The sequence below is a fragment of the Dyadobacter sp. CECT 9275 genome, assembly GCF_907164905.1.
GTDB lineage: Bacteria > Bacteroidota > Bacteroidia > Cytophagales > Spirosomataceae > Dyadobacter > Dyadobacter helix.
Genome location: NZ_CAJRAF010000002.1, coordinates 1823164 through 1847493 on the forward strand (window position 1 = coordinate 1823164; position 24330 = coordinate 1847493).

Genomic DNA, 24330 nt, shown 5'->3' on the forward strand with positions numbered 1-24330 from the left:
CTTAGTATTTATTCAAAAAAGGATTCATTTTTCTGAATCGTAGCGATCCTTTTAGTTTCCGTAACCACCGCAAAAGACCGCGAATAGGTTGTTTCACCATCGGTAAGTTCAAAAGTGAAGTTTCCGTCTTTCATAGAGGACAGGTCAAAAAACTTTTTGTACTTCTTGTAAACCAGCGTCTTTTCTGCAAAAAGAATATTTTTTTCTCCATCCTTGATACGGACTAGCACGCGGTCTGTCTGTGGAAAATGATAAGTAAGCAGAAATTCCATAGGCTTGACCTGAACCACATAAAATTCAGAAAAGAATTCCTCAGTGTGGCGGGATACATGCTGCGCCTGAGCGCCAGCTGAAAACAGAGATGCAGCAATAAAAGTGATAAGAAAAGGTTTAAGAACAGATTTCATAGGAGTGCTTTTAAAGTACAATTTTTACATATTAAATATAATCAAAATATAATTTCTTAAAAACCGTGCTATAAATATACAAAACACTGATATACACTAAAATATCAAAATATTATTTCGATATTTTTTATTCATATCCCTATTTTTTAACTTAAAATAATACTATGATTATTTGGAACTCAAATGAGATTGTTAGAAAAATACAATCACATTTTTTCGGACCCAAGGAAGAGGAAAATTGCCCTGCATGCTGTTAAACACTAAAAAATAAGGCGCTAAGTATGTAAGTTCATGCCTTATTTATTATTTTCGCGTTCAGTAAGTAACAGATACAATCTATTCAGAAGGAATCATGACAGACGTTCATAGTGCTACAAAAAGATTATCCAGCGGTGCGTATATCGCAACATTCTTAATTCTGCTTCTTATCCTGGTTATTTTCGGAGATCTTTTTGTCTTTATACTGGGCACAATCGGGCTTACCATCACCTTTGCTTACTTCTACAAAGGCAATTCACATGCTGACGCTCACCATGAGCACAGCCATTAAGGTATTTGGCAGGTCAGATAATTTAACAGATATATCTATTAATAAACCCGCTTCTTCCTCGTTCAGGAAAGCCGGTTTCATTTCAGTCAGACGGCGAGTTCAGAAAGGAAAGTTAACATTTCCCAATTGATCTGGCCGTTTTTCATATCCACCCTCCAGGCTTCTCTGGCAACCAGGGTATCTTCCAGATCCTTGTATTCGGCCGTCAGCACCGGACCGTTTAGCTTCAGCATCACAAATCCGTTATACCCGATTTCGTGATGTTTCACTACTTTCCTAACCCTACGGTCATAAAGCTGCATTTTGGATATCTCCCCAGGCTCGGAAGGTAACCGTATCTCAACGGGCAAACCGCCATGCCCCAGGCACCGACCATAGGCCACGGGTCCTTTGCCGTTGCTGGCTGAATGATAAAATACAAGCCGGTGATCATGCCCCCAAAACCAGACCACAACACGCTCTTGGTCTCCCATTAACGCCTTAATCTGCTCCCCTGGCTTCTTATATTCCTCTCTGAAGGCGGAGAAATAAGGATGATGGCTCAAAAATACGATCCCGCGTTTGTCTGCCGGATCTCCTATTTTGACAACATCACGGAGCCATTCCAGCTGCTCCTTCCGAAGGTGACAGTCTGGCGGGGAAAGAATTTCCAGAAACGGTCGTTCCACGGAGGTATAACCGGTATCCAACCCAATGATACGCCAATAGTCATTTTCAAGACAGAAAAAGCCGGCTTGCTGCGTTTTCCGCAAATCACCGTCCTTTGCATACATGGCAGGAAGCAAGTGGGTAAAGAACGCGTTCCCGTTGGAATACATTTCGTGGTTTCCCGACAATACCAGGCTACCCGACGCGCCGTAATACCAGGAGGCATAGGGCGCGGTAAAATTTTCAGCTACTTCAGACGGAGATCCTACAAAATAGATATCCCCCATGTGAATAGTATAATCGGGGGCATAACTACTCACCAAATGCCCCACCTGATCGGATTCGGCAGTGTCACTCGCCCAATCAGAAAGAAGCGCGATACTTACTTCTGAAGAAGACGGCTGAGCAGATTGCATACGGTAAACTCCGCTGTCGCCATTCCGGGGATAGGCCTGGTAAGGATGCCGCGGTCCGAAGCGGCTTCTGAGATAATGATAGGCAAAACCAAGCAGGTTGGTTTTAAAAAACTCGGAAATAACCCTGGTAACATTTTCCTTATTTCCGACATGCTTTTCAAAAACTTTCTGCTGCGCCCGTGCATGGTTTTCAACTTCACTATGTCCCATATCCAGGTATTTTCCTGCACGCTCCTCTGCTGACCTTGCCATTAAAGTTTTGTTATAAATGCCTGTTATTTATTTACTATTGCAATATGCTTTTTCCCTTACCCAGCTATTAATATTGAATGTAACCGTGTTACACAAATTTTATTTCCACAAAGTAATAATAACTTCTTGAAAAAGGTCTTTCTAGCCCTTACCTTTCCGATATTAACCAACCACCAAACAAACTAATATGAAACTTTTGACGATCATCTGCCTGACGTTGCTGGCCGTACCAGCAGCCTTTTCCCAAAGTGATGTTGACAAGCAGGTTGCCAACTGGGAACGCGCCAAAATTTATACCAAAGAATACCTTGACACGATGCCTGAAGACGGATATGCGTTCAAGCCAACTGCTGAAATCCGTTCGTTTGCACAACAGATGGATCACCTTGCTGACGCCAACTATGCTTTTGCTTCAGCCGCGGCAGGTAAAAAAAGCCCCATGGAAGGCTCTGCCGAAAAAATGGCTGACCAGTCAAAAGCCGCCGTTTCAAAAGTGGTACTGGACAGTTATGATTATGTAATTGCAGCCTTAAAAGGCATGAACGACGCTGACCTGGGGAAAGACATTAAGCTTTTCGGACGGGAAATGAAAGCAGGTACTGCTTTTGAAAAAGCATTTGAACATCAGACCCACCACCGCGGACAGACAACCGTATATATCAGACTCAAAGGTGTGAAACCGCCGCAGGAAAAACTTTTTTAAGATCGTTTTACTCAAAAGCCCTGGAATAACAATTGCTGTTCCAGGGCTTTTTTGTTACAACTGATTTACCCCTGCGCTTTGGAGCGGATCTGGTAAACTGAAATTGCAAAAAAACTATATGCTTTCATCAGAAAGCCGGGAATAATAAAATCCCTGATGACCTCTTTTCTTCTTTCTCCTACCGGCTGCCCCATACGCAGATATTTGAGCGCAAATTTCAGCCTTGGCCAGTAGGTACTGCCGTATTGTTTAGAAAACAGGAGCTTGTAATAATAGGTGGCAATATTTTTCCGAAGCCGATCGTCGTATTTATATCCAAAATGCTTGTTGATATTAGCATACATCTGAATCCTGTTGAACAAAAAATCAGCACTGTAATGATTGTCCGCAAAGCTGGCACCTCCCCTGTTTTTTCGGTAAACCGACATCACCTCGTCGATGTACCCGATGGGACCTCTGCTGGCCAGTAAAAGATTCCGGGGAATATCGCCACTTGTTGAAAGGTTGGTCCATTCGGGTTCGGGGTTATCTGCAAAGTCCTGCCTACGAAACATCAGACTGGAAGTAGCAATAAAACACAGCTCGTCTTCTCCAATCAGATCGTCCACCGTGATGTAGGGTTTGGTGAGCCAGTTAACCAGATGAGGCGGCGCCGAGTTGTCGTCATAAATGGCCTGCGCATTATGGAAACTTGCCGAATACTGTGGATTAGCGTCCAGCATTTCAACCTGTTTCTGAAGCTTGTGCGGGGAGGTGAGGTAATCATCCCCGTCAAACTGCGCGATATACTCCCCTTGAGCCGCTGCAAAAGTGGACAGTGCATTATACTTTCCATTCAATCCCATATTCTGAGGATGCAGGAGCAGCTTTATTTTCTCCGGATATTTTTGCTGGTATTCCTTCAGTATCCCTGCTGTATTATCTTTTGAGCAGTCATCACCCACAATTATTTCAAATTCGAAAGTTGTTTGCTGCATCAGGATAGAGTCCAGCATTTTGGCCACAAATTTCTCATGATTATAGGTAACCACACATACACTCACCTTTATCATATACTCTGTATTGTAACTTTTAGTCAATAGTTTGAAGTGATTATATTCTTGCCATGGGAGTATCCCAGTCCCGCAGGCTTTGGCAACAAAGATACCGTATTTTAAGGATACACCTTACTGACCGCCCCGTTCTATTAGTAATCGGTCCATAATTTGTTTTTGAGCCCAGTCCGGCCTGCCAATTTCAAATCGTTTTTTTGGTATGATAATTTTGCGCTTTACTTTTGACGCATGAAGCAGGATATAAGTTCAAAACCAAGTTTTCGGAGCCCTATTGTTTTTGGTCCATTCCCGGGTTTAGTAGCCGCAGAAAGCACCCGTCACGGCGGAGTGAGCGTGGCACCTTACCATTCCCTTAACCTGGGAGGGGCTACAAAAGATACGCCCGAAAATGTAACGGAGAATAATAATCGTTTTTTTTCTGCGCTCGGGATTCCGGTATCTTCTGTTGCCAAATCGCATCAGGTGCATGGGACGGCTATCCTCCGGGTAGAGCACCCAGGCCGGTTTGAAGGTTACGACGCACTGATCACCGACAGGAAAAACATCCAGCTGGCAGTAACCATTGCAGACTGTACCCCTGTTCTCATCTACGACCCCGTCCGGAAAGCAATGGCCGCCATCCATGCGGGGTGGAGGGGTACCGTGGGAGAAATCGTAAAAAAAACAGTACTTACCATGCAGCAAACTTATGGATGTGAACCCGCAGATTGTTATGCATACATTGGCACCTGTATTGATGCTTGTTCTTTTGAGGTAGGTGATGAAGTTGCTGAACAATTTGACCCGCTGCACAAAAAACGGAATGATGAAAAAGGCAAGTTTTTCGTCGATCTTAAGGCTGCAAACCGGCAGCAGCTGCTGGATACCGGCCTAAAGGAGGAGAGAATCGAACTATCTCCTTTTTCTACCGTGATCCATAACGACGATTACTTTTCCTACCGTCACGAAAACGGACTGACTGGCCGGATGCTGGCCACCATCGGGCTAATCGGATGAGGATACCACCAAAACCGGAATGACCGGGTGCAGGGCAAGGGCAAAAATAGGATGAGGGTATACCTATGGCACACCCTCCTTGGGACAAAATCATCTATTTTTTAACCGCACTGATCGGTTCTGCTTTACCTATGGCTTTAAATTCAAATTTAAGTAGCGGTGCCAGCTGTCCGGAGAAACCGCATGTTACAACCACGGCATTTTCTCCATGCTTCCATTGAGGAATTTTGCCCGCCTCAATTACTCTGACTTTTTTCCAGTTGGCATCACACAGGTAAATAGCCCTGCCATCACAAAAAATCCGGTCGGTCACTTTGAATTTCTCTGCAAGTTCAAGACTCTCTCCATTGATTTCCAGCCGGATATCTTTTGCAAAAGCACTGTTATTACCCTCTGTCGCCTGCGGTATCACATAAAATTGAGCGGGCTGAGCCTCCTCCGTTTGTTTTACCTTGAAGCGGGTGATGACCGGTTCACCGGTTTGCACCTGCCGGTACTTATGTTCATAGCCGGTCTGGAGGCTCACTGGCAACAACTCCCAGCTGCTATCTGATTTTTTAATCAGGTGAAACTCATTACCTGGCTGCTTAAGTCTTTCGATCTGTTCCTTGTTAAAGGCTCCGGCATGCCTTGCCTTTTGCCACTCCCTGATTGCCTCAAACATCTCGTCTTTAAAACCATTCTTCTCGATGCTCTCTTCCACACGCAACAGGTAACCTGCGTTATAACCCGCACTGCGGGCTTGTATCCATTCAATTTCCTCGGGCCGGTAACTTTCTTCCAGCTTAAACCAGCCCAACATCCCTGGCATTAAATTCCGCTCAAAGTACCTTTGATTTTCGATCCTGTAATTGACCTGGCTTTTCCGTAATGCGCTGTACCAGGGCTCTCCCCAATTCATGAAGCTATAAATATGCCAATAATAATGAGATGTATTGGAACCCAGTGTAAAACGATAACGATCCAGACTGCGATACCACAGGTCGATAAAACGGTTTTCTGCAAATGCACCGTGCCCGGTAGCATCCAAGGCTTCGAAGCCGTCGAAATCCATCAGATCCACACCCGTTTCCCGGCAAACCGTCGCGAGCCTGCGCGCATACTGATCCTGCAAATGAATGTCAGGCAGAAAACCGCCATAACTATTATTCACCAGCTTGTCCACCACACTGCCTGCCCGATGAAAAGCTTTCCCCGTTTTGAACTGCCCCCTCACCAGACCGGTCAGTTTCCAGGGCTCCGAATCGGATACTTTACGATAGGAAATGAGCTCCGTTCCGATCCGCAACGTTCGGGTTCCGGTTGGATTTTTGAAAAAGTAAGGATCTTTGATCCATAAAGTATCCCCATCCTCCCCAAGGTCCTTTGTTAACAGCGTACTCCCGTATTTTTGAAGACTGTCGTTTGGTACCGGGGAAACATAAGGATCATTCACGCCGGTGAAGGTGGTAAGGGTATGTATACCGACCGAAATCCCATCTTTTCGTGCCTGCTCAGTAAATTTCCGGATAGCAGCCGCTCCATCAAACCTGTCTGTTTCCAAACCGAAATGTCCCCAGCTTTTGAAAACATCTCCGATGTGTACCAGTTTAAAATTGAGCTGTTTTGCGTAGGTGAGGCTGTTCATCAGTTGATTTCCCTCATAAAGCATATAGGCCTCTCCCATCCGCGGCGACCGCTTGATCCAGACACCATCCAGCATGGGATGCGGAAGCCCTTCGGCTATTTCAATTTTTTCAATGGTATTCAGGGTTTCTGTTTCCGGACACGCAAAAATGGCAATGGCCGAACCCGCAAAGTCTGCATCCAGTGCCGGTACCTGCTGTGGTTGCTTACCCATCAGCACGGTACGTGGAATCCTCCGGTCACGCGCAAAAAACCGGATTTCACTGCCGTGAGGCCTCTTCACAGCAGCACCTCCCCGGTACATGCGGATGTATTCAGGCATATCTCCATCCACATTTACATCCGTGGTAACGGGCTCACCAATTTTCGCCTTCAGCTCTTCGGGTATTTGCTGCCCTGGTAACGGTTCATAAAATGACCCCTTTGCTGCATCATCGCCGTTTTCAGGTATTCCTTCCAGCGTATTGATCCGCAACGCCTGTACACCCACAGCGAAAGAATCGTCCCGGACAATGCCTACCGTTTCTCCGATGAGCTTGCTAATCGACACCTGAAAGGGTCCCCAGGCAATGGCTTCCACTCCGTTTCTCGGGCTCAGAGAGAGCAGCTCCAGACGTAGATAGGCTCCTTTTGCTTCCAAACGCAATTTGGCCGTCATTTTTTCCTGAAAAACCAGCGTAGCAATCCCTTTCTTTGCGTCGTATGACATTGACATTGGGCGCAGATACTGCCCTTTTCTGAACAATGACATCACCGGTGAAGAAGTCCCGCCCGGGACATACTCTTTTCCGCCGACGGATCTGATACTGGCAAGCTGGCCGGATTTGTCAATCTGTACCTGAGCGAAATCTGTTTTCAGCAGAACCTGCGCAAAAAGCGGCTGACTAAAAATGAGCATCGCAGCGCCCACCGGCAGTATACCTAAACGAAATAGGAAGGATTTAGCAAGAAACATATTCAATGATCAATAAATAGAAATGGTGGTTATTCAAAAGCGGCAAAAATTAATATTCAGGCAATATAAAACAATAATGCACGATTATCTTGCATATTTACTGTACTACCTGCAACACCCTTAGCAGAATAAAACGCACCCAGGCTCGGTTCCCGGGCCTCCTTTATTTGGCAGACAAGCATTACTGCGGCTGTACTATTTTCTATATTCGTTGCCTGATGGGCAATATACAACTTCCATCAAACCAATGAATCAGGAAAATTGAGATATCTACAAATTTTAGACAAAAATGCATCTTCCAAATTATGAAAGGTAACAACGTTCTGAACCGCCGCAAATTCCTTGCCTTATCTGCTACCACCGGCCTTGCCTTGTCATCCCGGTTTGCCTTTGCAGCACCCTTCCAATCTGACAGGAAACTGCGTGTGGGCATCGTCGGAGGAAGGTTCGGATTAGGCTTCTTCTTTAATGAACATCCCAATTGTACCGTGGAAGCGGTGAGTGACCTGCTTCCTGACAGACGGGCCGCACTGATGAAAACCTACCAGTGCTCCAAAAGTTACGAATCGCTGGAAAAGCTCCTGAAAGACCCTAAGATAGAGGCGGTTGCATTATTTACCCCTGCACCCGATCATGCCCGGCATGTGATCCAGTCACTGAAAGCAGGAAAACATGTGTTATGTGCCGTACCAGCGGCATTGACGATAGAAGAATGTCATGAGGTACATGAGGCTGTTAAAAGTACCGGTCTGACTTATATGATGGCCGAAACATCGGTTTTCCGTGGAGAAACCATCACCGCCAAAAAGTTCTATCAGGAAGGAAAGTTCGGTACCATTTTCAGCAGTTCGGCACAATATTATCATCCTGGCCTTGAAGTCCTTTATTTTGAGAAGGATGGTAAGCCTACCTGGCGGCACGGTCTGCCCCCTATGCTGTACCCTACCCATGTGACGTCGTTCCTGATTGCAGTAACCGGCGAGCGGCTGACCCACGTAACCTGCCAGGGCTGGGGCGACGACAGTCCTATACTGAAAGGGAATCCCTATAAAAATCCGTTCTGGAATGAAACCGCTTTTTTCAAAACCAACAGGGGAAATTCGTTCATAGGTGAAGTCTGCTGGAAAGGTGCTCTGGTAGGATGCGAAAGAGGCGAATGGCGCGGCGACAAAATGAGCTATTATAGCCAATATAAGCACAATGAAACGCACATTGTGGAAGCAACAGAAAAAAAAGGTACCGACGACGGAGGTTTCACGGTGGCAGAGCCTGAAATGCAGCCGTACAAACAAACAGCATGGTGGAAAACAGAGCTTCTGCCTGCTCCCATGCGGCACGACAGCGGCCATGGCGGTTCACATAGCTTTATCACCCACGAATTCATCGACTCCATTATCAGCAACCGGGAACCGATCGTAAATATCCGCGAAGCACTTGCCTATACCGCACCGGGGATTATAGCCCATGAGTCGGCATTGAAAAACGGAGAGTACCTAAAAATCCCGAACTTCGACTTATGACCCGTAACCAAGTCATTTGTGTGATAAACCCATAGACCGCTCAAAATAAACACTGTTCACTGACCGAAGGTCGTGCTTGAGATACACAAAAGCAGCCCCTCCAGCGGGTGGATACTGCCCACAGCAATATCCACCCGCTTATCCCGAGCAGCAGTTACCGGATAATCACTTCTGTAACAAAATGGGCTCGTGCCGGTTTGTTATATAATGTATGGGAATGGTGTATGCCATATCACTGACTCCGACTGGCCCTAAAAGCCCCTGTCCTGCCTGAAACTCTTCATAATCCATCCACCTCCTATCACGTCATCGCCTTCATAAAACACTGCGGCCTGGCCCGGAGCAATACCGTTAACACCATCGTGGAAGCGGGCCACAATTCGGTCGGGCTCAGTTTGCTCTATCACTGCCGGAGTGCCATCATGTTTGTACCGTACCTTTGTTACGGTTTCAAGAGGCTGCTCTATGGAAGCATATTTCTGCAGATTCAGCTTGCTCACGTGCATACCGTCCCGGAAAAGATCGGGAAGGTCTCCCAATACCACCTCATTGGAATCTTTTCTTATTTCAGTCACGAAAACAGGCCTTCCAAGTGCAATACCTAAGCCTTTTCGCTGACCGACGGTATAAAAAGGATACCCCTCGTGTTTGCCAACAACAGTACCATCCTCGTATACAAAATTGCCTCCGGCCACTTCCGCTTCCAAACCGGGTATCCGGCGTTTCAGAAAACCGCGGTAATCGTTATCCGGCACAAAACAGATCTCATAACTTTCCGACTTATTAACCAGATCAATAAAACCACGCTGACGAGCCATTTCTCTGATCTCGGACTTATGCAAATAACCCAATGGAAGTTTGGTACGTGCCAGACTTTCCTGCGAAACGCCCCACAATACGTAACTCTGGTCTTTCCAGGTATCAATACCCTTTGAAACGTAATGACGCCCGTTGTTGAACTGCATATTAGCATAATGCCCCGTGGCAATAAATTCACAGTCCAGCCGGTCCGCGCGGCGCAGCAGCGCGTCCCATTTGATATGTGTATTACAAAGCACGCAGGGATTGGGCGTGCGGCCTTCCAGGTATTCTCCGGTAAAATGGTCGATCACATAATCTCCGAATTCATTGCGGATATCCAGGATATAATGGGGGAAACCCAGTTCCACTGCTATGTTGCGGGCGTCATTTATGGAGTCAAGCGAACAGCAGCCGGTTTCTTTTTTGGAGCTTCCGCTGCTGGCATAGTCCCAGGTCTTCATGGTCATTCCAATGACCTCATAACCTTGTTCATGTAACATAACAGCTGCGAGCGAGCTGTCTATGCCGCCACTCATGGCGACGAGGATCCTTCCGTGTTTGCTCATTTGGTAATCTGCCGAAGGTTGAACGCCTTCCGATTTATTTATTTGAAAACTGTCAACAGCCACTGGTGCTGAATGGTTCCGCAAAGATAGGGATAAGTTCTCAGAAAGGACAGCCCAGAGGATGCGCACAAAAAAAACTTCGCGTGCATCGGACTACTTACTTTTGATTTTTTTAAAAATAAGTACATAGCGACTGGTTCGAAATGAGTGAGCTATACTACTAGTCAATTTCTTCAACAATAGAGTATCTTATGCGATCTATTTATGAAACGGGGTGGATCCGAACAGATTTAAGGCAATAAAATCGAATCATAACCCTCAAACTTTCTCCTCTTGAAAACAATACGGTTAAACGTTGGAGTATTGATTTTTGCCGGTTTTCTTTTTTTCCATGCTGCGCAAGGGCAAAAAAACAGTTTATACAACAATTACCAGAACGGCGTAGAGAAGCTGGTATACAATAATCCCGGAGCACTGGTTGATCTTGATGTTGGTTTCAAATCGATCCCACTGCCTATGGATTTCGATGGCGACGGCGATATGGATTTGCTGATGGTGTCTACCGGTAGCTATGCAGAGGTGGGTGTTTTTTATTTCGAAAACATCAGTGGAAATGTGGACAATCCAATATTTCGCGCCGGTGAAGAGGTGTATCCCGAACGTAACCCTATTGGCTCCGACTGGCAAGATGTTGTGCCTTCAGAAGTGAATGGAGCTGTACATGTTTTAGTCCCCGATTTCACAGGAACCAACCTCACTATGTATGAAGACGTGCCGCAGCATGTGTTCTGGAAAAAATCGGATTTGTCGGTCAACATCATGGAATGTGCGCCCAATGGGGAACGCAGTTTCTGGAAAATGATCGATTTTGATGGAGACGCTGTTTACGACCTTATCTGCGGAACGGGAAAATCGGTAATGTTTGTTAAAAACAGCGGTACGAACGAAAAACCGGTTTACGAAAAACCAATAAAAATCACGAACCAATCGGGCAAATCAATTGCAAAAGATAGTTATCTCAGTTTAGAAACCCCTTTTGCCGACTATGACAACGACGGTGACCTGGATTATGTAGCAATGACCGAATATTCGAATATCATTTATTCTGAAAACAGGGGCACAAAGAAACAATATAAATTCGGCGAGGGAGATACGTTAAGATACAAAGGCAAACCTATCCAGTTTGTTGCGAAATCGGGAGATACGCATAAACTACGCCCTGTTGATTTCAACGCCGATGGTTTTATTGACATTGTAGCTGGCGACCAGGAAGGCAAAGTTTCCTTCCTGAAAAATACGGGCAAGATCGTAAATGGGGCTCCTGAGTTTATGCCGCCTGTATTTTTTCAGCAGGAAGCAAAGTACGTGGACATGGGCGCTCATGCTACTCCACGTGTTTTCGACTGGGATGGTGACGGTCTCGACGACATCGTAAGCGGGAACAATGCCGGTTTTTTGGTCTTTCTGAAAAATTTGGGCGGATACATGCCCAAATGGGATACCCCGAAATACCTGGAGATCGATGGAACGCCTATCCGATTTCTTCAGAAAGAATATGTACCCGGCACTGAACACCCGCAATACAGCTATACCAATGTGGTACCGGGTGACTGGGACATGGACGGACTACCCGATCTGTTGGTGAACGATCACAGCGGTAATGTAATGTGGCTAAAAAACAAAGGTTCACGTACCAAACCGAAGCTTTCACAGCCGCAAGGGCTCGAAGTGAACTGGGAAGGCAAACCGCTGGAACCCAAATGGGTACCTGGTTACAGGAGGGGTAACGAATTGCTGGCTCCGTGGAGAACAACACCCTATATCATGGATTTTGACGAAGATGGGCTGAATGACTTGGTAATGCTCGATTACGAAGGGTATCTGGCCGTTTACCCGCGTTCGAAAAAAGAGGGGAAATTGCTTCTAGGACACCCGCAACGTAACTTTATTTTCCCTGACGGAACGCCGATCCGACTAAACCAATTGGAAGGCAAAAGTAACGGCCGCATGAAAATTATCTTTGCCGACTGGGACGGCGACGGGCTGAAAGATCTTATTTTCTCCCATAAACCTGCGGCAAGCTGGATGAAAAATAAGGGTACAAAAGACGGGAAAATGATCTTGCAATATATGGGCCGTGTGGTGTCTCGCTCGCTCATGGGGCACGACGATTGTCCCGTGGTTTCCGACTTCAACAAAGACGGTGTTCCCGATTTGCTGGTGGGTACAGAAACGGGCGTGCTCTATTATTGGCAACGCCCATCGTTCGACATAACCACTACCATGACAACTTCGGGGAAACAAACACCGACTAAGCATAAGTATTTCAAAAGGTGACGGTCAGTTTTATCTGGATTCGGTTAAATTCGGATTTTGGATCCATTCACCGCTCAGTATAAAAAAAACTTATATGTTTGCATAAGTATAATTGCCCCTTTTTGGTCCTTCCGTTTTTTTGATTCATCTGTAAATGAGAAGTTTAGATATTTTACCATTGATGACAGTGAGGAAGAAGTATGTAGGAATATGGAGAAGCTAATTTTAACATACTTCCCCAATTATTCGCTTTTACCAAAAGAGCTAGGTGATGTAATCATTGATGATATTGATACACCCCATTCCCACGATAAACCGGTTACAATATTTAGGGCGATATTCGTTGATAATTAGTTGGTAAAAAGTTATGAATAAAAGGTCCAATTATATTTTATTGATTTTACTAGTACTCATGACGCTTCCCGTTGTCATAGATGTTTTGCTTTGGTATACTGTTACAACTTATACTACTTCATTTTCCGAAGCAAAAATAGAATACCTGAATAATTTTCCGGAACCCGTAAGAAATACAACCCTTCTAACCGTGATCAGCATCATTACAGGAACAATTGCAGGCTGTGGTGCAGTAATTCTTGACAATCGTAGCGCTAAACGATTAAAAACAACAGCTAAGGTTTTGGCTGTTATCAATTTTACGCTAACAGCGCTACATATATTTAGTCTGATGTAGTGAAACATTTTATTCATTTACCACCGAAAGAAGAATTTCCGCTTTCCAGCCTTAAGAAATCACCTGTCTGATTACATTTTTGATGTTCAGTTCAATAATATCCGTCATGCTTGAGCACCGGTGGTAGGCTTCATCTTTATAATGCCGCGCCAGACCGAGCCTCAGCTCTTCAATATTTTCCGGTGTTGAAATCTTGTCCCGGATGGATACATCCCGAAGTTCCCTCAACCTGTGTTTCTCACTGCGGGCCTGATACATAATAGACGACTGCTCTTCCTGCTGATACTGAAAAACCGTCTTATCTGTCAGATGCTCCATCGCCAGCTGAACGTAAGGGAGGTTTTCCTTAAAAAACTGAGGCATATATACTTTCAGATTCCCCTCATAAAACTGCTGATCAAAGTCTATGGCGCGCAAGTGGAACTGGAAATCATCAAAATCGGGGGTGATCTGCATCACAAAATTGTACGAGCGCATATCCCCCAGGAGCGTAATCAGGCATCGCTCGTTAAACTTCACAAATTCCTTGGCAATACGCGTCGGGTTGTAGTCGGTATGATTGAGTCTGGACCTGGCGAAAACGTCACCCGGTATGCCGGCTATATGTTCCTCGATCAGCGTGTTACCGTCTACCAGATAATTCACCTGATTGGGAGAAAAAATTTCTTCCAGTTCGAGTCCGTAAATCCGCGAAGCATCGGCTTTCTTGACATAAAAGTAATCATAGATATCATTCAACCTGTTCACAATCTTGATCCTGAACGGATTAGAGTTTCCGAATTTACAATAGTCGATACGATCAATGTACTTATGCTGCACCACCCTCAGATTCCCCGACGCCTTTAACATCGCATACGCCACTTTCAGGCCGTTATGCAAACGTTCAATTTCATGGGGAGGATAAAGCGGACTTTCCCAAAGGGTATCTTTCCCATTTTTATCGATGACAGGAAAAGATTCGTAGAAGTTCAGGAGGTCCGAATACCCAACCGGCAAGCGGGCGTCGCGCTGGTAAAACCTGAGATATTTCCGCAGGTCAGCGTTCACCGGATAAATCGGTTTCTTCTTAAGTATCTTTACATCGCCGTATTCCATTTCCTGATATTAACTAATGCCGACAGCAGCATGATCTGTTAGCACAAGATAATAAAAAGGTATCCGTTTTGGTCAAAACCGAAAAAGATATACCTTACATCAGTTCAATAATCGTAGATACCTGGCCTGAAATGCGTGTAAAATCTGATCTGTACGGACTGGCAGTATGCGGCGGCAAAAGCAGCCGCATGGGTACCGACAAAAGTAACCTGGTCTATTACGGGCGGGCTCAGAAATACCATGTAGCCGATATGCTGGCGACTTGCTGCTCCCGGGTATTCATCTCCTGCAATGCACAACAGAAAACCAGCATCGATGCGGACTACCTCACCCTTACGGATTCGTCTGAATTCCCCGATGCCGGACCTGTTACCGCGTTACTTACAGCCTTTAGCATATTCCCCGGCCAGGATTTTTTGGTAATAGGCACAGATTACCCCCTGCTCAGTATACCGGAACTGCAACTTTTTATGACCAGTATCCAAAGAAAAACCCTTGCGGCGGCTTTTTATAATCCGGATGGTTTTTATGAACCCTTGCTGGCATGGTATTCCAAAAATTGCTACCAGGAGCTGAGGAGGCTTTTTGAGAAGGGCGAATATTCCATTCAGCGGTTTTTACAAAATTCCGGCGCCGAGAAGTACAGGCCGGGATTTCCGCAGATAATGACCAGCGTGGATACTACGGAAGATTACGAGCGGATGAAAGAATTTATCAAAAGCGGACAAAGCATAACCCGATCTGACATTTAATATTACCATGGAAGTACTATCAACGACCAGCCATACCATCAGGAAAATTACCGCCGGGAATGATACCCTTGTGCAGGACGAACTGGCTGTGGAAGAACCATTGGAGATACGGATAAAATATTGGGAAAAGGGCAGACAGATCGCCAGAAATATCTCTGTTACCATGCGCACACCCGGATGCGATCCTGAACTGGCCCTGGGCTTTTTGTTTACGGAAGGTGTTGTCCATCATTATAACCAAATTGAGAAAGTAGCAACCGATCCGTTCGATAACAATGTCCTGACAGTCGAATTAAAAGCGGATGAAAAGCCCGTTTTAGGCTCTTCGGAGCGAAATTTTTATACAACATCCAGCTGCGGCGTTTGTGGCAAATCAAGTATTGAAGCCATCAAAACCCACTCGACCTACCAGTTTCTTGAATCGGATATATCGGTCGGTAAAGAAATTTTGTTCACACTGAAAGATAGGTTACGAGAACAGCAGCAGGTATTTGAGTCAACCGGAGGACTGCATGCGTCTGCACTTTTCAGCCCACAAGGTGATTTTTTAATGCTCCGCGAGGATGTGGGCAGGCACAATGCTCTTGACAAAATAATAGGTTCGGCACTGATACAAAATATGCTGCCGCTCACTGAGAAGCTACTGTTGCTCAGCGGGCGGGCCAGTTTTGAATTGCTTCAGAAAGCCAGCATGGCGGGCATTAAAATCATTGCGGCCATCGGTGCGCCTTCCAGCCTGGCCGTTGAAGTAGCAGAAGAATCGGGCATTACGCTCATCGGTTTTCTGAAGAACGATGGTTTTAATATCTATACCGGTTTCTCCAGGGTGACTGAATTGTAGTGTTTGAAGCCAGACCAGGCTTCAAACACTACTCGACCATAAAGTTTATACAAATAACTTCCTTTTGCTTTTCAGGGACCAGGTTACCCTCCCCACCTCAAATTTTTCGTAGAGCTGCCGCACTGCCACCTGATATGCTCCTTTTTCATAATTTTTTCCTCCTTTTATGTGCATCCGGCAGGCATATTTCGCCTCTTTGGGAAGTTGAATTTCGCCCAGGCTTATTTTCCTTAAATTGGGAAGATACAAAAGCACACGGTTGGACTTCCTATCTACCTTGGCTTCCACACCCCTGATTTTAGAAAAGACATATAACTTGTAGGGTATCTCCAGGATAATCCGGGCTCCTTCCGGCAAACGGTTTAAAATTTCTATTTCAAAAGGCCGGGCTTTGTCGGGGCTTCCGGTGATATTGAATTCCAGTTGCGCAGTTGGGTCACTGGGGTCAATATCATTGACAACATCAAAATTGCGCCAAGTGATGTTATTATTATTCCTGATAAAGGCGTAAAAATCATCCCAGTCAAAACCGGCCACGCCAGGTACGGCCGGAGCCGGGTCCTGTGGGTGCGAAAGTATCCCCACAAAACACTGATGCGTATTGGCAGGAGGCAAAGAGGCGCTGCCCCAGGTAAGCGGAGGGGACACCACCAGAATATCTCCCACGGGAACATCCACGGGGCTGGTGTTACCTATAAAATGCCACAGATTAGGCGTAACCAGCGTAGAAACCTCGCTCCAGTAAATTGCTGCACGCACATTATTTGCAGCTGCTCCACCCTTGTTTTTTATTCTTACGTAGATATAATTATCCTGCCCTGCTTCCACACGGCTTCCTAAGGTACTTGAGTTTTCGTTTCCGCTTCCCTCACCGAACGTCCCGTCGGGATCTGCCACCAGGCTGGGCCTCACAATAATATCCGGACTTGCACTGATCGCCCCAGACGCGGGCACATTGCCGGTATCCCCTACGTAATCGCGCAGATAAACATCAGGAACCACCTCCAAAGTATTTTCTATAATGGCTCTCAGGTTGGGCATCACACCAATGTTCCCCGCAACGCCCGTTCCCTGAGCCGTACCTGTAGCAGGATTGGTGAGCAGCAACCGCATCTGCTGCGGGGATATTACCGATCCAACGTCTGCCTTATGAACTCCCTGTAAGATCAGCGCTGCGCCGACAATGATGGGTGAAGCGCCGCTGGTTCCGCCGAATGCGCTGGTATAATCGTCGTTTCTGCTGGCGGTGGTATCATTCCCAAGAGATCCGGTCAATCGGTTGGCATAACCGGAAGTAACGATGTTTTCGCCCCAGGCGTAACAGTCGATACGGGAGCCGAAATTTGAAAACGAGGCCCTGTGATGGGGAACGGTGGAAACGGAAGCCCCCACCATGATCGCTCCTGAATCAATAAAATTTGCGGATCCCCGGTCCAGTATGTCCCGGCCTGCACTGTTGAGCCAGCTGTCCAGATTTTCATTACCATTACCCGCTGCCTCCACTACCACAATACCATTGGCCACAGCAAGCCTGATGGCGTCCAGGTCGGCGGCATCGGTTTCAGTAGGAAGAAAATCGCGCTGGACCTCAAGCAGCAGCACATCCCCCGGATTCATATTGTCAATTGCCGCTAAGATGGCATCTGCTACGTGCAGGGCAGTTCCCGAGGAAGCCTCATAATGAGAAACCATTCTGACGTAATCCACAAAAGGTGCAATACCAACAATGCCCCTTCCGTTGTCAATACCTACTACTTCGCCCAAAACAGCGGTCCCGTGATCTCCCACATAAGTACCCACGCCATGAAGGTTGTCGTTAAATATCAGCGTAGGAGATGCCCCCGCCAGGTCTTCATGTGTAGGTATCCAGCCTTGTTCCAGGTCAATAAAACCTACGCCATCACCCGGTCTGTCGATCTGCGTCCAGGCCCAGCGGGCATCTATTCCGGTGGGTGCTGCATTCAGATACCCCTGCTGCGACACGAAGGTATCGTCGCTGGCGTTGATAAAAGGATCTGTCACGATCATTTCTTTGTAGGCTAGTTCAATTTCAGGCATACCCTGAAATATCTTGACCAGCTCATCCGGATGGCCTGCATAATTCCGGTAGTCCAGTCGCCAATAATTGCTCAGACTATGCAGCGGGGCAAATTCCGTTTCCCTGGCTTTCTCTTCCAATTTTCTCAGTTTTTCTGTTGCAACACTGCTGATCGTTCGTCTGATACCCTGCGGCTTAAAGCTCTCCAAGACAGATAGCAGCCTGCCAAGCTGAAATTTTTTAGCTAATTCAATTAAATTTTCTGCATCAAAGTAAGCATACTTATCCAGAAGACAGATGATGATAAATCCGCTGAACCTGTTCGGTTGCTTGCCCTTTGTCAAAATAGAATGCTCCGCATCAGTTCCCTGACCGTCAACGATTTGATTTGTTTTGTTTTCCATTTTTTCAGATTTTTAATTTAAACTGTACCTTCCACATGAATTTTCTAACTTGTCTGCCGTTGCAGAAACAATGTCAGGCAGGTTTGTCGTTGTAACCATGTAACAGGGAAACACAACCTTAACGGCAGAGGTAAAGGTGAATGGAAGAAGTGAAAAATTATGCAGTAGAAATACGGGTTTTTACAATTAGGTAATAATACCCAAGTCTGGATTTTACTATGAAAATACGCATCAACGGAAACTCAGTGAGATACCGGTTATCTAAAAGTGAAGTCGAAAAACTCGCCGCAGACGGATATCTTGAAAGTCATGCAACTTTCGGAACGCAACGGTTTATCTATGCTATTGAAGAAACAGCTGTTTTCGAAAAACTTAGTGCAGCGTTTAAAGAAAATAAAATCACGGTTTACGCCCCTATGGATTTCCTCAAAACATGGGCTGACAGCCAGACCATTGGCCTGGATGCCACCATCCGTTACGATGACGGAGAAACCCTTTACCTGCTGATTGAAAAAGATTTTAAGTGTATAGACAATACCTCGGAGGATCAGTCAGACAATTACGATAACCCAAAGGCTGTCTGTTAAAAATATTTGAGATCAACGCACTGCACCCATGAATAGCGACAACCCAAACCAGCCTTCTGCCGAAAACCCCGAGAACTTTACCGGGATTAAAAGAGGGAAAATCAAAGAAAACGCCGCAGGTATTCCGGCCGTAATTTCAAGTCTTGAAAAAGTTGTTTCCGAGGCTGGTATGCAGCGTGGCATGAAGGCGTTGTGGAATCTGAATAAAAAAGGCGGGTTCGACTGTCCCAGTTGTGCCTGGCCTGACCCTGACGACGAACGGTCTGGAATTGCAGAATATTGCGAAAACGGGGCCCGTGCAGTGGCGGAAGAAGCCACTTCAAAAAAACTTACCGCTGATTTTTTCTCCGAACATTCCGTTGCCAGTCTTGCGGCCCTATCGGATTACGAAATTGGCGGCAAGGGACGCGTCGCTCAGCCCATGTTTTTGCCGACGGGAAGCACGTACTACCAGCCTATTTCCTGGGGGGCGGCTTTTGAAAAAATAGCGCTCGAGCTGAACAGACTCCAGTCGCCAGATGAAGCCATTTTTTACACTTCGGGCCGTACAAGTAATGAAGCCGCATTTATGTACCAGCTTTTTGTGCGCGAATATGGTACCAACAACCTGCCCGACTGCAGTAATATGTGCCACGAAAGCAGCGGGGTAGCATTGACGGAAGCGTTGGGTATCGGAAAAGGGTCTGTCACCCTGGACGATTTTTACGAAGCCGAGGTGATCGTTATACTGGGCCAGAATCCCGGGACCAACCACCCCCGGATGCTCACCGCCCTGCAAAAGGCAAAGGCCAAAGGAGCTACTATTGTTGCCATTAACCCACTACCCGAGACTGGCCTGATGGGCTTCAATAACCCGCAGTCCATTAACGGTGTACTGGGTATCAACAGCGGACTTACGGATCTTTTTCTTCCTGTAAAAATCAACGGGGATCTTGCGCTCCTACAGGCCGTTGAAAAGCTGATGTTGCTGGAAGAACAAAAAAATCCGGAAATGGTGCTCGACAATGCGTTTATTGGTGAACATACGGAGGGGTTCGAAGCTTTAAAAAAACACTTGCTTTCGCTGGACCTGGAATACTTGTCGGAAGCGTCGGGGATATCCATACCGCAGATTGAGGCCTTTGCCCGGCTGATATATACTAAAAAGAAAATCATTGCCTGCTGGGCCATGGGGCTAACCCAACATAAAAATGCCGTTGACAGCATCCGGGAAATCATTAATTTACTTTTGCTAAAAGGAAGTATCGGAAAGCCGGGAGCAGGTACCTGTCCTGTCAGAGGGCATAGCAACGTCCAGGGCGACAGAACCATGGGAATTTATGAAAAACCCTCGGAAAAATTCCTGGAGACGCTGGAAAGGAATTTTGGTTTCGAGCCTCCGAAAGCGCATGGTTATGATACCGTTGAAGCCATCAAGGCCATGTACGAAGGCAAGGCGAAGATTTTCTTCGCTATGGGTGGCAACTTTTTATCGGCTACGCCCGATACTGCCTTCACCGCAGCTGCGCTCAGAAAATGCATATTAACGGTTCATGTATCGACTAAGCTGAACAGAAGCCATCTGGTGCACGGAGAGGAAGCAATTATTCTTCCGTGCCTTGGCAGGAGTGACATGGATATGCTAAATGGCGAAAACCGGTTTGTTTCCTGCGAAAATTCCATGGGGGTTGTCCAGCTTTCTCGAGGTGTGCTGCAGCCGGTTTCGGACGACCTCCTGAGCGAACCGGCCATTGTGAGCCGCCTTGCCAAAGCCACGCTGGGCCGGCGCAGCAAAATCGACTGGGATAAGTATGCTGCTGATTACGACACCATCAGGACGGATATTGAACGGACAATTCCCGGCTTTGATGCATACAACCGGCGGGTCAGGCTTCCGGGAGGGTTTTATCTGCCTAATGTCAATCGGGAAGGTACCTTTAATACCTTGTCCCGAAAAGCAGGGTTCCATATTGCCCACGTCAATCCTGCGGTACTTGGACCCGACGAACTGATTATGATGACCATCCGCAGCCATGACCAGTTCAATACCACCATTTATGGCCTCAACGACCGTTACAGGGGTATCTACAATGAGCGCAGGGTAATTCTGATGAATGCAAAAGATATTCTCAAGAGAAATTTATCCGATGGCTATGTGGTAGATTTACATAATTATACGGACGGTGTTGAACGTACAGCCAGGAACTTCATCGTGATCAAATATCCGATTCCCGAGGGCTGCTGTGCTACTTACTTTCCGGAAACCAATGTTTTGGTACCCATTTCGAGTGTAGCAGAAAAAAGCAACACGCCGGTTTCCAAGCATGTGATCATTAAGGTTGTCAGGCATGCATAATCACCGGTATGTCTTACGAGATCAATTAATCTCAAATTCAAGATAAAGTAAAATGTATGATGAAGAAAAAAACACTGTTGATTGCCACAGCTCTTTTATGTCTATTTTTTTCACAAACGATGGCTCAAACCAATAAGTCAACCAAAGTAATAGCACACCGCGGAGCCTGGAAAAACACGGGCGTTCCCGAAAACTCCATAGCCGCACTGGAACATGCCGTCAAGATGGGATGTTACGGCAGCGAATTTGACGTACACATGTCTGCTGATTCGGTACTGTTTGTGAATCATGACCATACCATTAAAGGGTTACATATCGAAAAAACCTCATCCGCCGAGCTGTCAGCCGTGAAGCTCAGCAATGACGAGCCACTCCCTACGCTGGAAGCCTACCTGAAAGCTGGTAAGAAACAAAAGAAAACACGGCTGGTACTGGAAATCAAAGGTTCCTCTATCAGCAAGGAACGTTCGCTGGCTCTGGCCGAAAAATGTGTAAAAATGGTAAAGGCTTTAAAAGCAGAAGCCATTACAGATTACATCAGTTTCGATTATGATATCTGCAAAAAGGTAAAGGAGCTTAATCCACGGGCCGACGTGGCCTACCTGAATGGGGATAAATCTCCGGCGGAAATCAAAGAAGCGGGCTTCAACGGCGTTGATTATCATTTCAGTGTTTTCAGAAAAAATGAAAACTGGATCGGTGAAATGCATGCCCAAAACCTTACCACCAATGTTTGGACGGTAAACGACAGATCCGGCATGCAGTGGTTTATCGACAAAGGTGTGAACTTCATCACCACCAATGAACCTGAACAACTTTTCGAGCTTTTGAAATAATGTTTGATAATATGGAGGATAAATACTTTCTCCTTTTGAATGAGGTGGTTGTATTCCGAAAATAATGGCTGCGCCAAACAACATGACAGAGCCAGCTGCTGCTGGCTTTGTCATCCCATCCGTTTCTCGGAAAAAGGTCCCATGGGTATATATCACGGCCATTGACCCACAATGAGTTTCATCAATTCAGTTAAATCCGGGCTTTTTTCCAAAAAGAAATCCGCACCTCCTTCTATTACCTTCTGAATTTTCATGGCATCCGTGATCCCTGAAAATGCAATAATGGCAGTGCCAGGCCAATTTTCTTTTAATATCCCAACCGAATCAAAACCAGACATCACCGGCATTTCAAGGTCAGTGATAATAATATCCGGAGCTCTGCTGGCTTTCCGCATTTTCTCAATACAATCCAGGCCGTCAATCGCTTCAAAAACAACGTCAATTTTATTGCGGATCAGGGTTTGCCTGATCAGAATTCTTACCATAGGATTGTCGTCTACGATACCGACTTGAGGAGAGGAGGGGGATAAATTCATTGGACTTCATTTAGGGTTAGCAAAATTGTTCAATTCCAGTCTCCGTATCTTTTGAGCCAACTGGACAAAGTGCTGGATTTCTTAAAACCGAGCTTGTTCGAAATTTCCTTGAGCGTAAATTGTTTATTGTTCAGCAGGCTTATGGCATAAGCTACCTGAAGCTGGCGATAGTAGAGCAATGGTGTGGTATGGTAAATCTGCTTAAAACATGTCTTGAACTTGGTAGGTGACATGTTAAACTCATAGGCCAGGGACGCAATCCCCGGAAATTTATCCAGCAAGTTCCTTTCAAATTTTAATACCACTTTCGCCATCGCTTCGACGTCGTCTTTTAGCAAATGGTTACTTTTCTGCCCCCGGAACGGCCCCCGGAAAAACGAGTCGGCAATATTGTATACACAGGAGCTGAGAGAAAAAAAATAGGTACATTCATTCTGAGAGTATTTAAATAAACTGTGTAACCTCTCCAGAGCCAGTTTCTCCTGCGGTGTCGGATCTTTTATAAAGATCGGTTTATGTTTGTAGAGTACCGTCCACACATTGCAGTCCATCAGAAAGGTATTAGACAGATTCAGCGTGTTTTTCAAATATTTCTCCGAAAAAACAAATCGAAAATGCCTGATACTATCAGACTTGCTTACGTAGATTTCGTAGGAACTTGTGGGGCCCGAGAAAATGGCAGCCTGCTTTCGCCAGGATATACTTTTGTCGATGGCATAACCAGTGGTTGCGGTAGAAATGTAAAAATTAATGGCGAAGTATTTGTTGGAGCCGCTTTTGGGCTGAATGCAGAAACATTTGTCAATATTTTCCCTGGATTCTATCAGGAAAACCCAAAATCCGTTACTGATTTTCTCACTAAAAACCTCAGAGTAGTCATATTGCGCATCCGAGTTAGATCGAATCCCATGCCTTGGATAGGGCAAAGGTTCCAGCAGCTGCCGCACATATTGCTGTGGCTCAAACCTTTTAATAGGCACTTTTTTAAATTTGGTATTCATTTAATCATTCAAATGGTATTCAGGAGGGCCAACTCTGGCTATTATTCACAACCAAAAGCTATATTGGTGCAATAGTAGTGTATTTAATGAACTTAATAGGACAAAAAAAGTACCTGAAAAGACAAAGTTATTTGGCTGTTTCAGCAGTGAAATTCTGTAATATTTCATACGTCCGGCAGCTGCCATGCTACCCGTTTCCGCCGCTGGCTGTGACCAATTTCATTTACGGAATTACCTCCACCCGTAATCACCAGCCTGATTCCGAAGGTTGTCCACAGCAGCCCAATGGTGCATCTCCAGCCCAGTTCCTTACGGGATATGCTATACGGCATCGTTTTGTTTAAATAATGACCTGTGCAGGTGGAAAGCAACCCTGCCCCTTTTACCGATAGCCAGCCCAAAG

At 45.9% G+C, this 24330-nt stretch carries 21 protein-coding genes; 11 read left to right on the forward strand and 10 right to left on the reverse strand.

Translation table 11 applies throughout. The annotated features are described in order from the left end of the window. Positions 1-8: 8 nt before the first annotated feature. Entirely contained in the window at positions 9-407 is a 399-nt protein-coding gene (locus KOE27_RS15375; protein ID WP_215239743.1) for a hypothetical protein, read from the reverse strand. A gap of 352 nt (positions 408-759) precedes the next feature. On the opposite strand from KOE27_RS15375, the gene KOE27_RS15380 reads away from it, so the two are divergent. Further along, the gene (locus KOE27_RS15380) at positions 760-957 is read left to right on the forward strand and encodes a hypothetical protein (protein ID WP_215239744.1); all 198 of its coding nucleotides are present in this window, start codon (positions 760-762) and stop codon (positions 955-957) included. An 86-nt stretch (positions 958-1043) separates the two neighbouring features. On the opposite strand, the gene KOE27_RS15385 is transcribed toward KOE27_RS15380, so the two are convergent. Then, complete coding sequence (locus tag KOE27_RS15385) at positions 1044-2273, reverse strand: metallophosphoesterase family protein (protein ID WP_215239745.1); 1230 nt, start codon at positions 2271-2273, stop codon at positions 1044-1046. Between the two features lie 187 nt (positions 2274-2460). Here KOE27_RS15385 and KOE27_RS15390 point away from each other — a divergent pair, with 187 nt between their 5' ends. Next, on the forward strand, positions 2461-2976 hold the full coding sequence (locus KOE27_RS15390) for a DinB family protein (protein WP_215239746.1): 516 nt from the start codon (positions 2461-2463) through the stop codon (positions 2974-2976). Positions 2977-3041: 65 nt separating this feature from the next. Here the strand turns inward: KOE27_RS15390 and KOE27_RS15395 are convergent, their stop codons facing one another. Beyond that, positions 3042-4028, reverse strand: a complete 987-nt coding sequence (locus tag KOE27_RS15395; RefSeq protein ID WP_215239747.1) for a glycosyltransferase family 2 protein — start codon at positions 4026-4028, stop codon at positions 3042-3044. A gap of 231 nt (positions 4029-4259) precedes the next feature. On the opposite strand from KOE27_RS15395, the gene pgeF reads away from it, so the two are divergent. Next, a complete protein-coding gene (pgeF, locus tag KOE27_RS15400; RefSeq protein WP_215239748.1) occupies positions 4260-5027 on the forward strand; it encodes a peptidoglycan editing factor PgeF in 768 nt (255 codons plus the stop codon). Positions 5028-5121: 94 nt separating this feature from the next. Here the strand turns inward: pgeF and KOE27_RS15405 are convergent, their stop codons facing one another. Then, positions 5122-7608: a hypothetical protein gene (locus KOE27_RS15405; RefSeq protein WP_215239749.1), complete on the reverse strand. Its 2487-nt coding sequence runs from the start codon at positions 7606-7608 to the stop codon at positions 5122-5124. Positions 7609-7913: 305 nt separating this feature from the next. Here KOE27_RS15405 and KOE27_RS15410 point away from each other — a divergent pair, with 305 nt between their 5' ends. Further along, a complete protein-coding gene (locus KOE27_RS15410) occupies positions 7914-9128 on the forward strand; it encodes a Gfo/Idh/MocA family protein (RefSeq protein ID WP_215239750.1) in 1215 nt (404 codons plus the stop codon). Positions 9129-9379: 251 nt separating this feature from the next. Here the strand turns inward: KOE27_RS15410 and mnmA are convergent, their stop codons facing one another. Continuing rightward, on the reverse strand, positions 9380-10495 hold the full coding sequence (gene mnmA / locus KOE27_RS15415) for a tRNA 2-thiouridine(34) synthase MnmA (RefSeq protein ID WP_215239751.1): 1116 nt from the start codon (positions 10493-10495) through the stop codon (positions 9380-9382). A gap of 333 nt (positions 10496-10828) precedes the next feature. Between mnmA and KOE27_RS15420 the strand changes: the two genes are divergently transcribed. Continuing rightward, a complete protein-coding gene (locus KOE27_RS15420; protein ID WP_215239752.1) occupies positions 10829-12832 on the forward strand; it encodes an FG-GAP repeat domain-containing protein in 2004 nt (667 codons plus the stop codon). A 346-nt stretch (positions 12833-13178) separates the two neighbouring features. Then, positions 13179-13502 (forward strand): hypothetical protein, encoded by a 324-nt coding sequence (locus KOE27_RS15425; protein ID WP_215239753.1) that lies wholly within the window; start codon positions 13179-13181, stop codon positions 13500-13502. Between the two features lie 51 nt (positions 13503-13553). Here the strand turns inward: KOE27_RS15425 and KOE27_RS15430 are convergent, their stop codons facing one another. Continuing rightward, positions 13554-14597 (reverse strand): hypothetical protein, encoded by a 1044-nt coding sequence (locus tag KOE27_RS15430; protein WP_215239754.1) that lies wholly within the window; start codon positions 14595-14597, stop codon positions 13554-13556. A gap of 68 nt (positions 14598-14665) precedes the next feature. Here KOE27_RS15430 and mobA point away from each other — a divergent pair, with 68 nt between their 5' ends. After that, complete coding sequence (gene mobA / locus KOE27_RS15435) at positions 14666-15349, forward strand: molybdenum cofactor guanylyltransferase (protein WP_229252780.1); 684 nt, start codon at positions 14666-14668, stop codon at positions 15347-15349. Positions 15350-15356: 7 nt separating this feature from the next. After that, a complete protein-coding gene (fdhD, locus tag KOE27_RS15440; protein WP_215239755.1) occupies positions 15357-16190 on the forward strand; it encodes a formate dehydrogenase accessory sulfurtransferase FdhD in 834 nt (277 codons plus the stop codon). Between the two features lie 45 nt (positions 16191-16235). Here the strand turns inward: fdhD and KOE27_RS15445 are convergent, their stop codons facing one another. Then, positions 16236-18632, reverse strand: coding sequence for a S8 family peptidase (locus tag KOE27_RS15445; protein ID WP_215239756.1), 2397 nt, complete (start codon positions 18630-18632; stop codon positions 16236-16238). A gap of 218 nt (positions 18633-18850) precedes the next feature. Between KOE27_RS15445 and KOE27_RS15450 the strand changes: the two genes are divergently transcribed. From KOE27_RS15450 to KOE27_RS15460, 3 genes are read left to right on the forward strand one after another with little or no spacing between them, the layout of a single operon-like run. Further along, positions 18851-19219: a DUF7009 family protein gene (locus KOE27_RS15450; RefSeq protein ID WP_215239757.1), complete on the forward strand. Its 369-nt coding sequence runs from the start codon at positions 18851-18853 to the stop codon at positions 19217-19219. 28 nt (positions 19220-19247) lie between these two features. Next, positions 19248-21554, forward strand: a complete 2307-nt coding sequence (locus KOE27_RS15455) for an FdhF/YdeP family oxidoreductase (RefSeq protein ID WP_215239758.1) — start codon at positions 19248-19250, stop codon at positions 21552-21554. Positions 21555-21610: 56 nt separating this feature from the next. Next, on the forward strand, positions 21611-22390 hold the full coding sequence (locus KOE27_RS15460) for a glycerophosphodiester phosphodiesterase (RefSeq protein WP_229252781.1): 780 nt from the start codon (positions 21611-21613) through the stop codon (positions 22388-22390). A 152-nt stretch (positions 22391-22542) separates the two neighbouring features. On the opposite strand, the gene KOE27_RS15465 is transcribed toward KOE27_RS15460, so the two are convergent. The 3 genes from KOE27_RS15465 to KOE27_RS15475 all read right to left on the reverse strand — a co-directional run bounded on the left by KOE27_RS15465 (position 22543) and on the right by KOE27_RS15475 (position 24259). Beyond that, positions 22543-22926, reverse strand: coding sequence for a response regulator (locus KOE27_RS15465; protein ID WP_215239759.1), 384 nt, complete (start codon positions 22924-22926; stop codon positions 22543-22545). A 29-nt stretch (positions 22927-22955) separates the two neighbouring features. Further along, complete coding sequence (locus KOE27_RS15470; RefSeq protein WP_215239760.1) at positions 22956-23927, reverse strand: helix-turn-helix domain-containing protein; 972 nt, start codon at positions 23925-23927, stop codon at positions 22956-22958. Between the two features lie 164 nt (positions 23928-24091). Beyond that, positions 24092-24259 carry a hypothetical protein gene (locus tag KOE27_RS15475; RefSeq protein WP_215239761.1) on the reverse strand — a complete coding sequence of 56 codons (168 nt, stop codon included), beginning with the start codon at positions 24257-24259 and terminating at the stop codon, positions 24092-24094. Positions 24260-24330 lie beyond the last annotated feature (71 nt).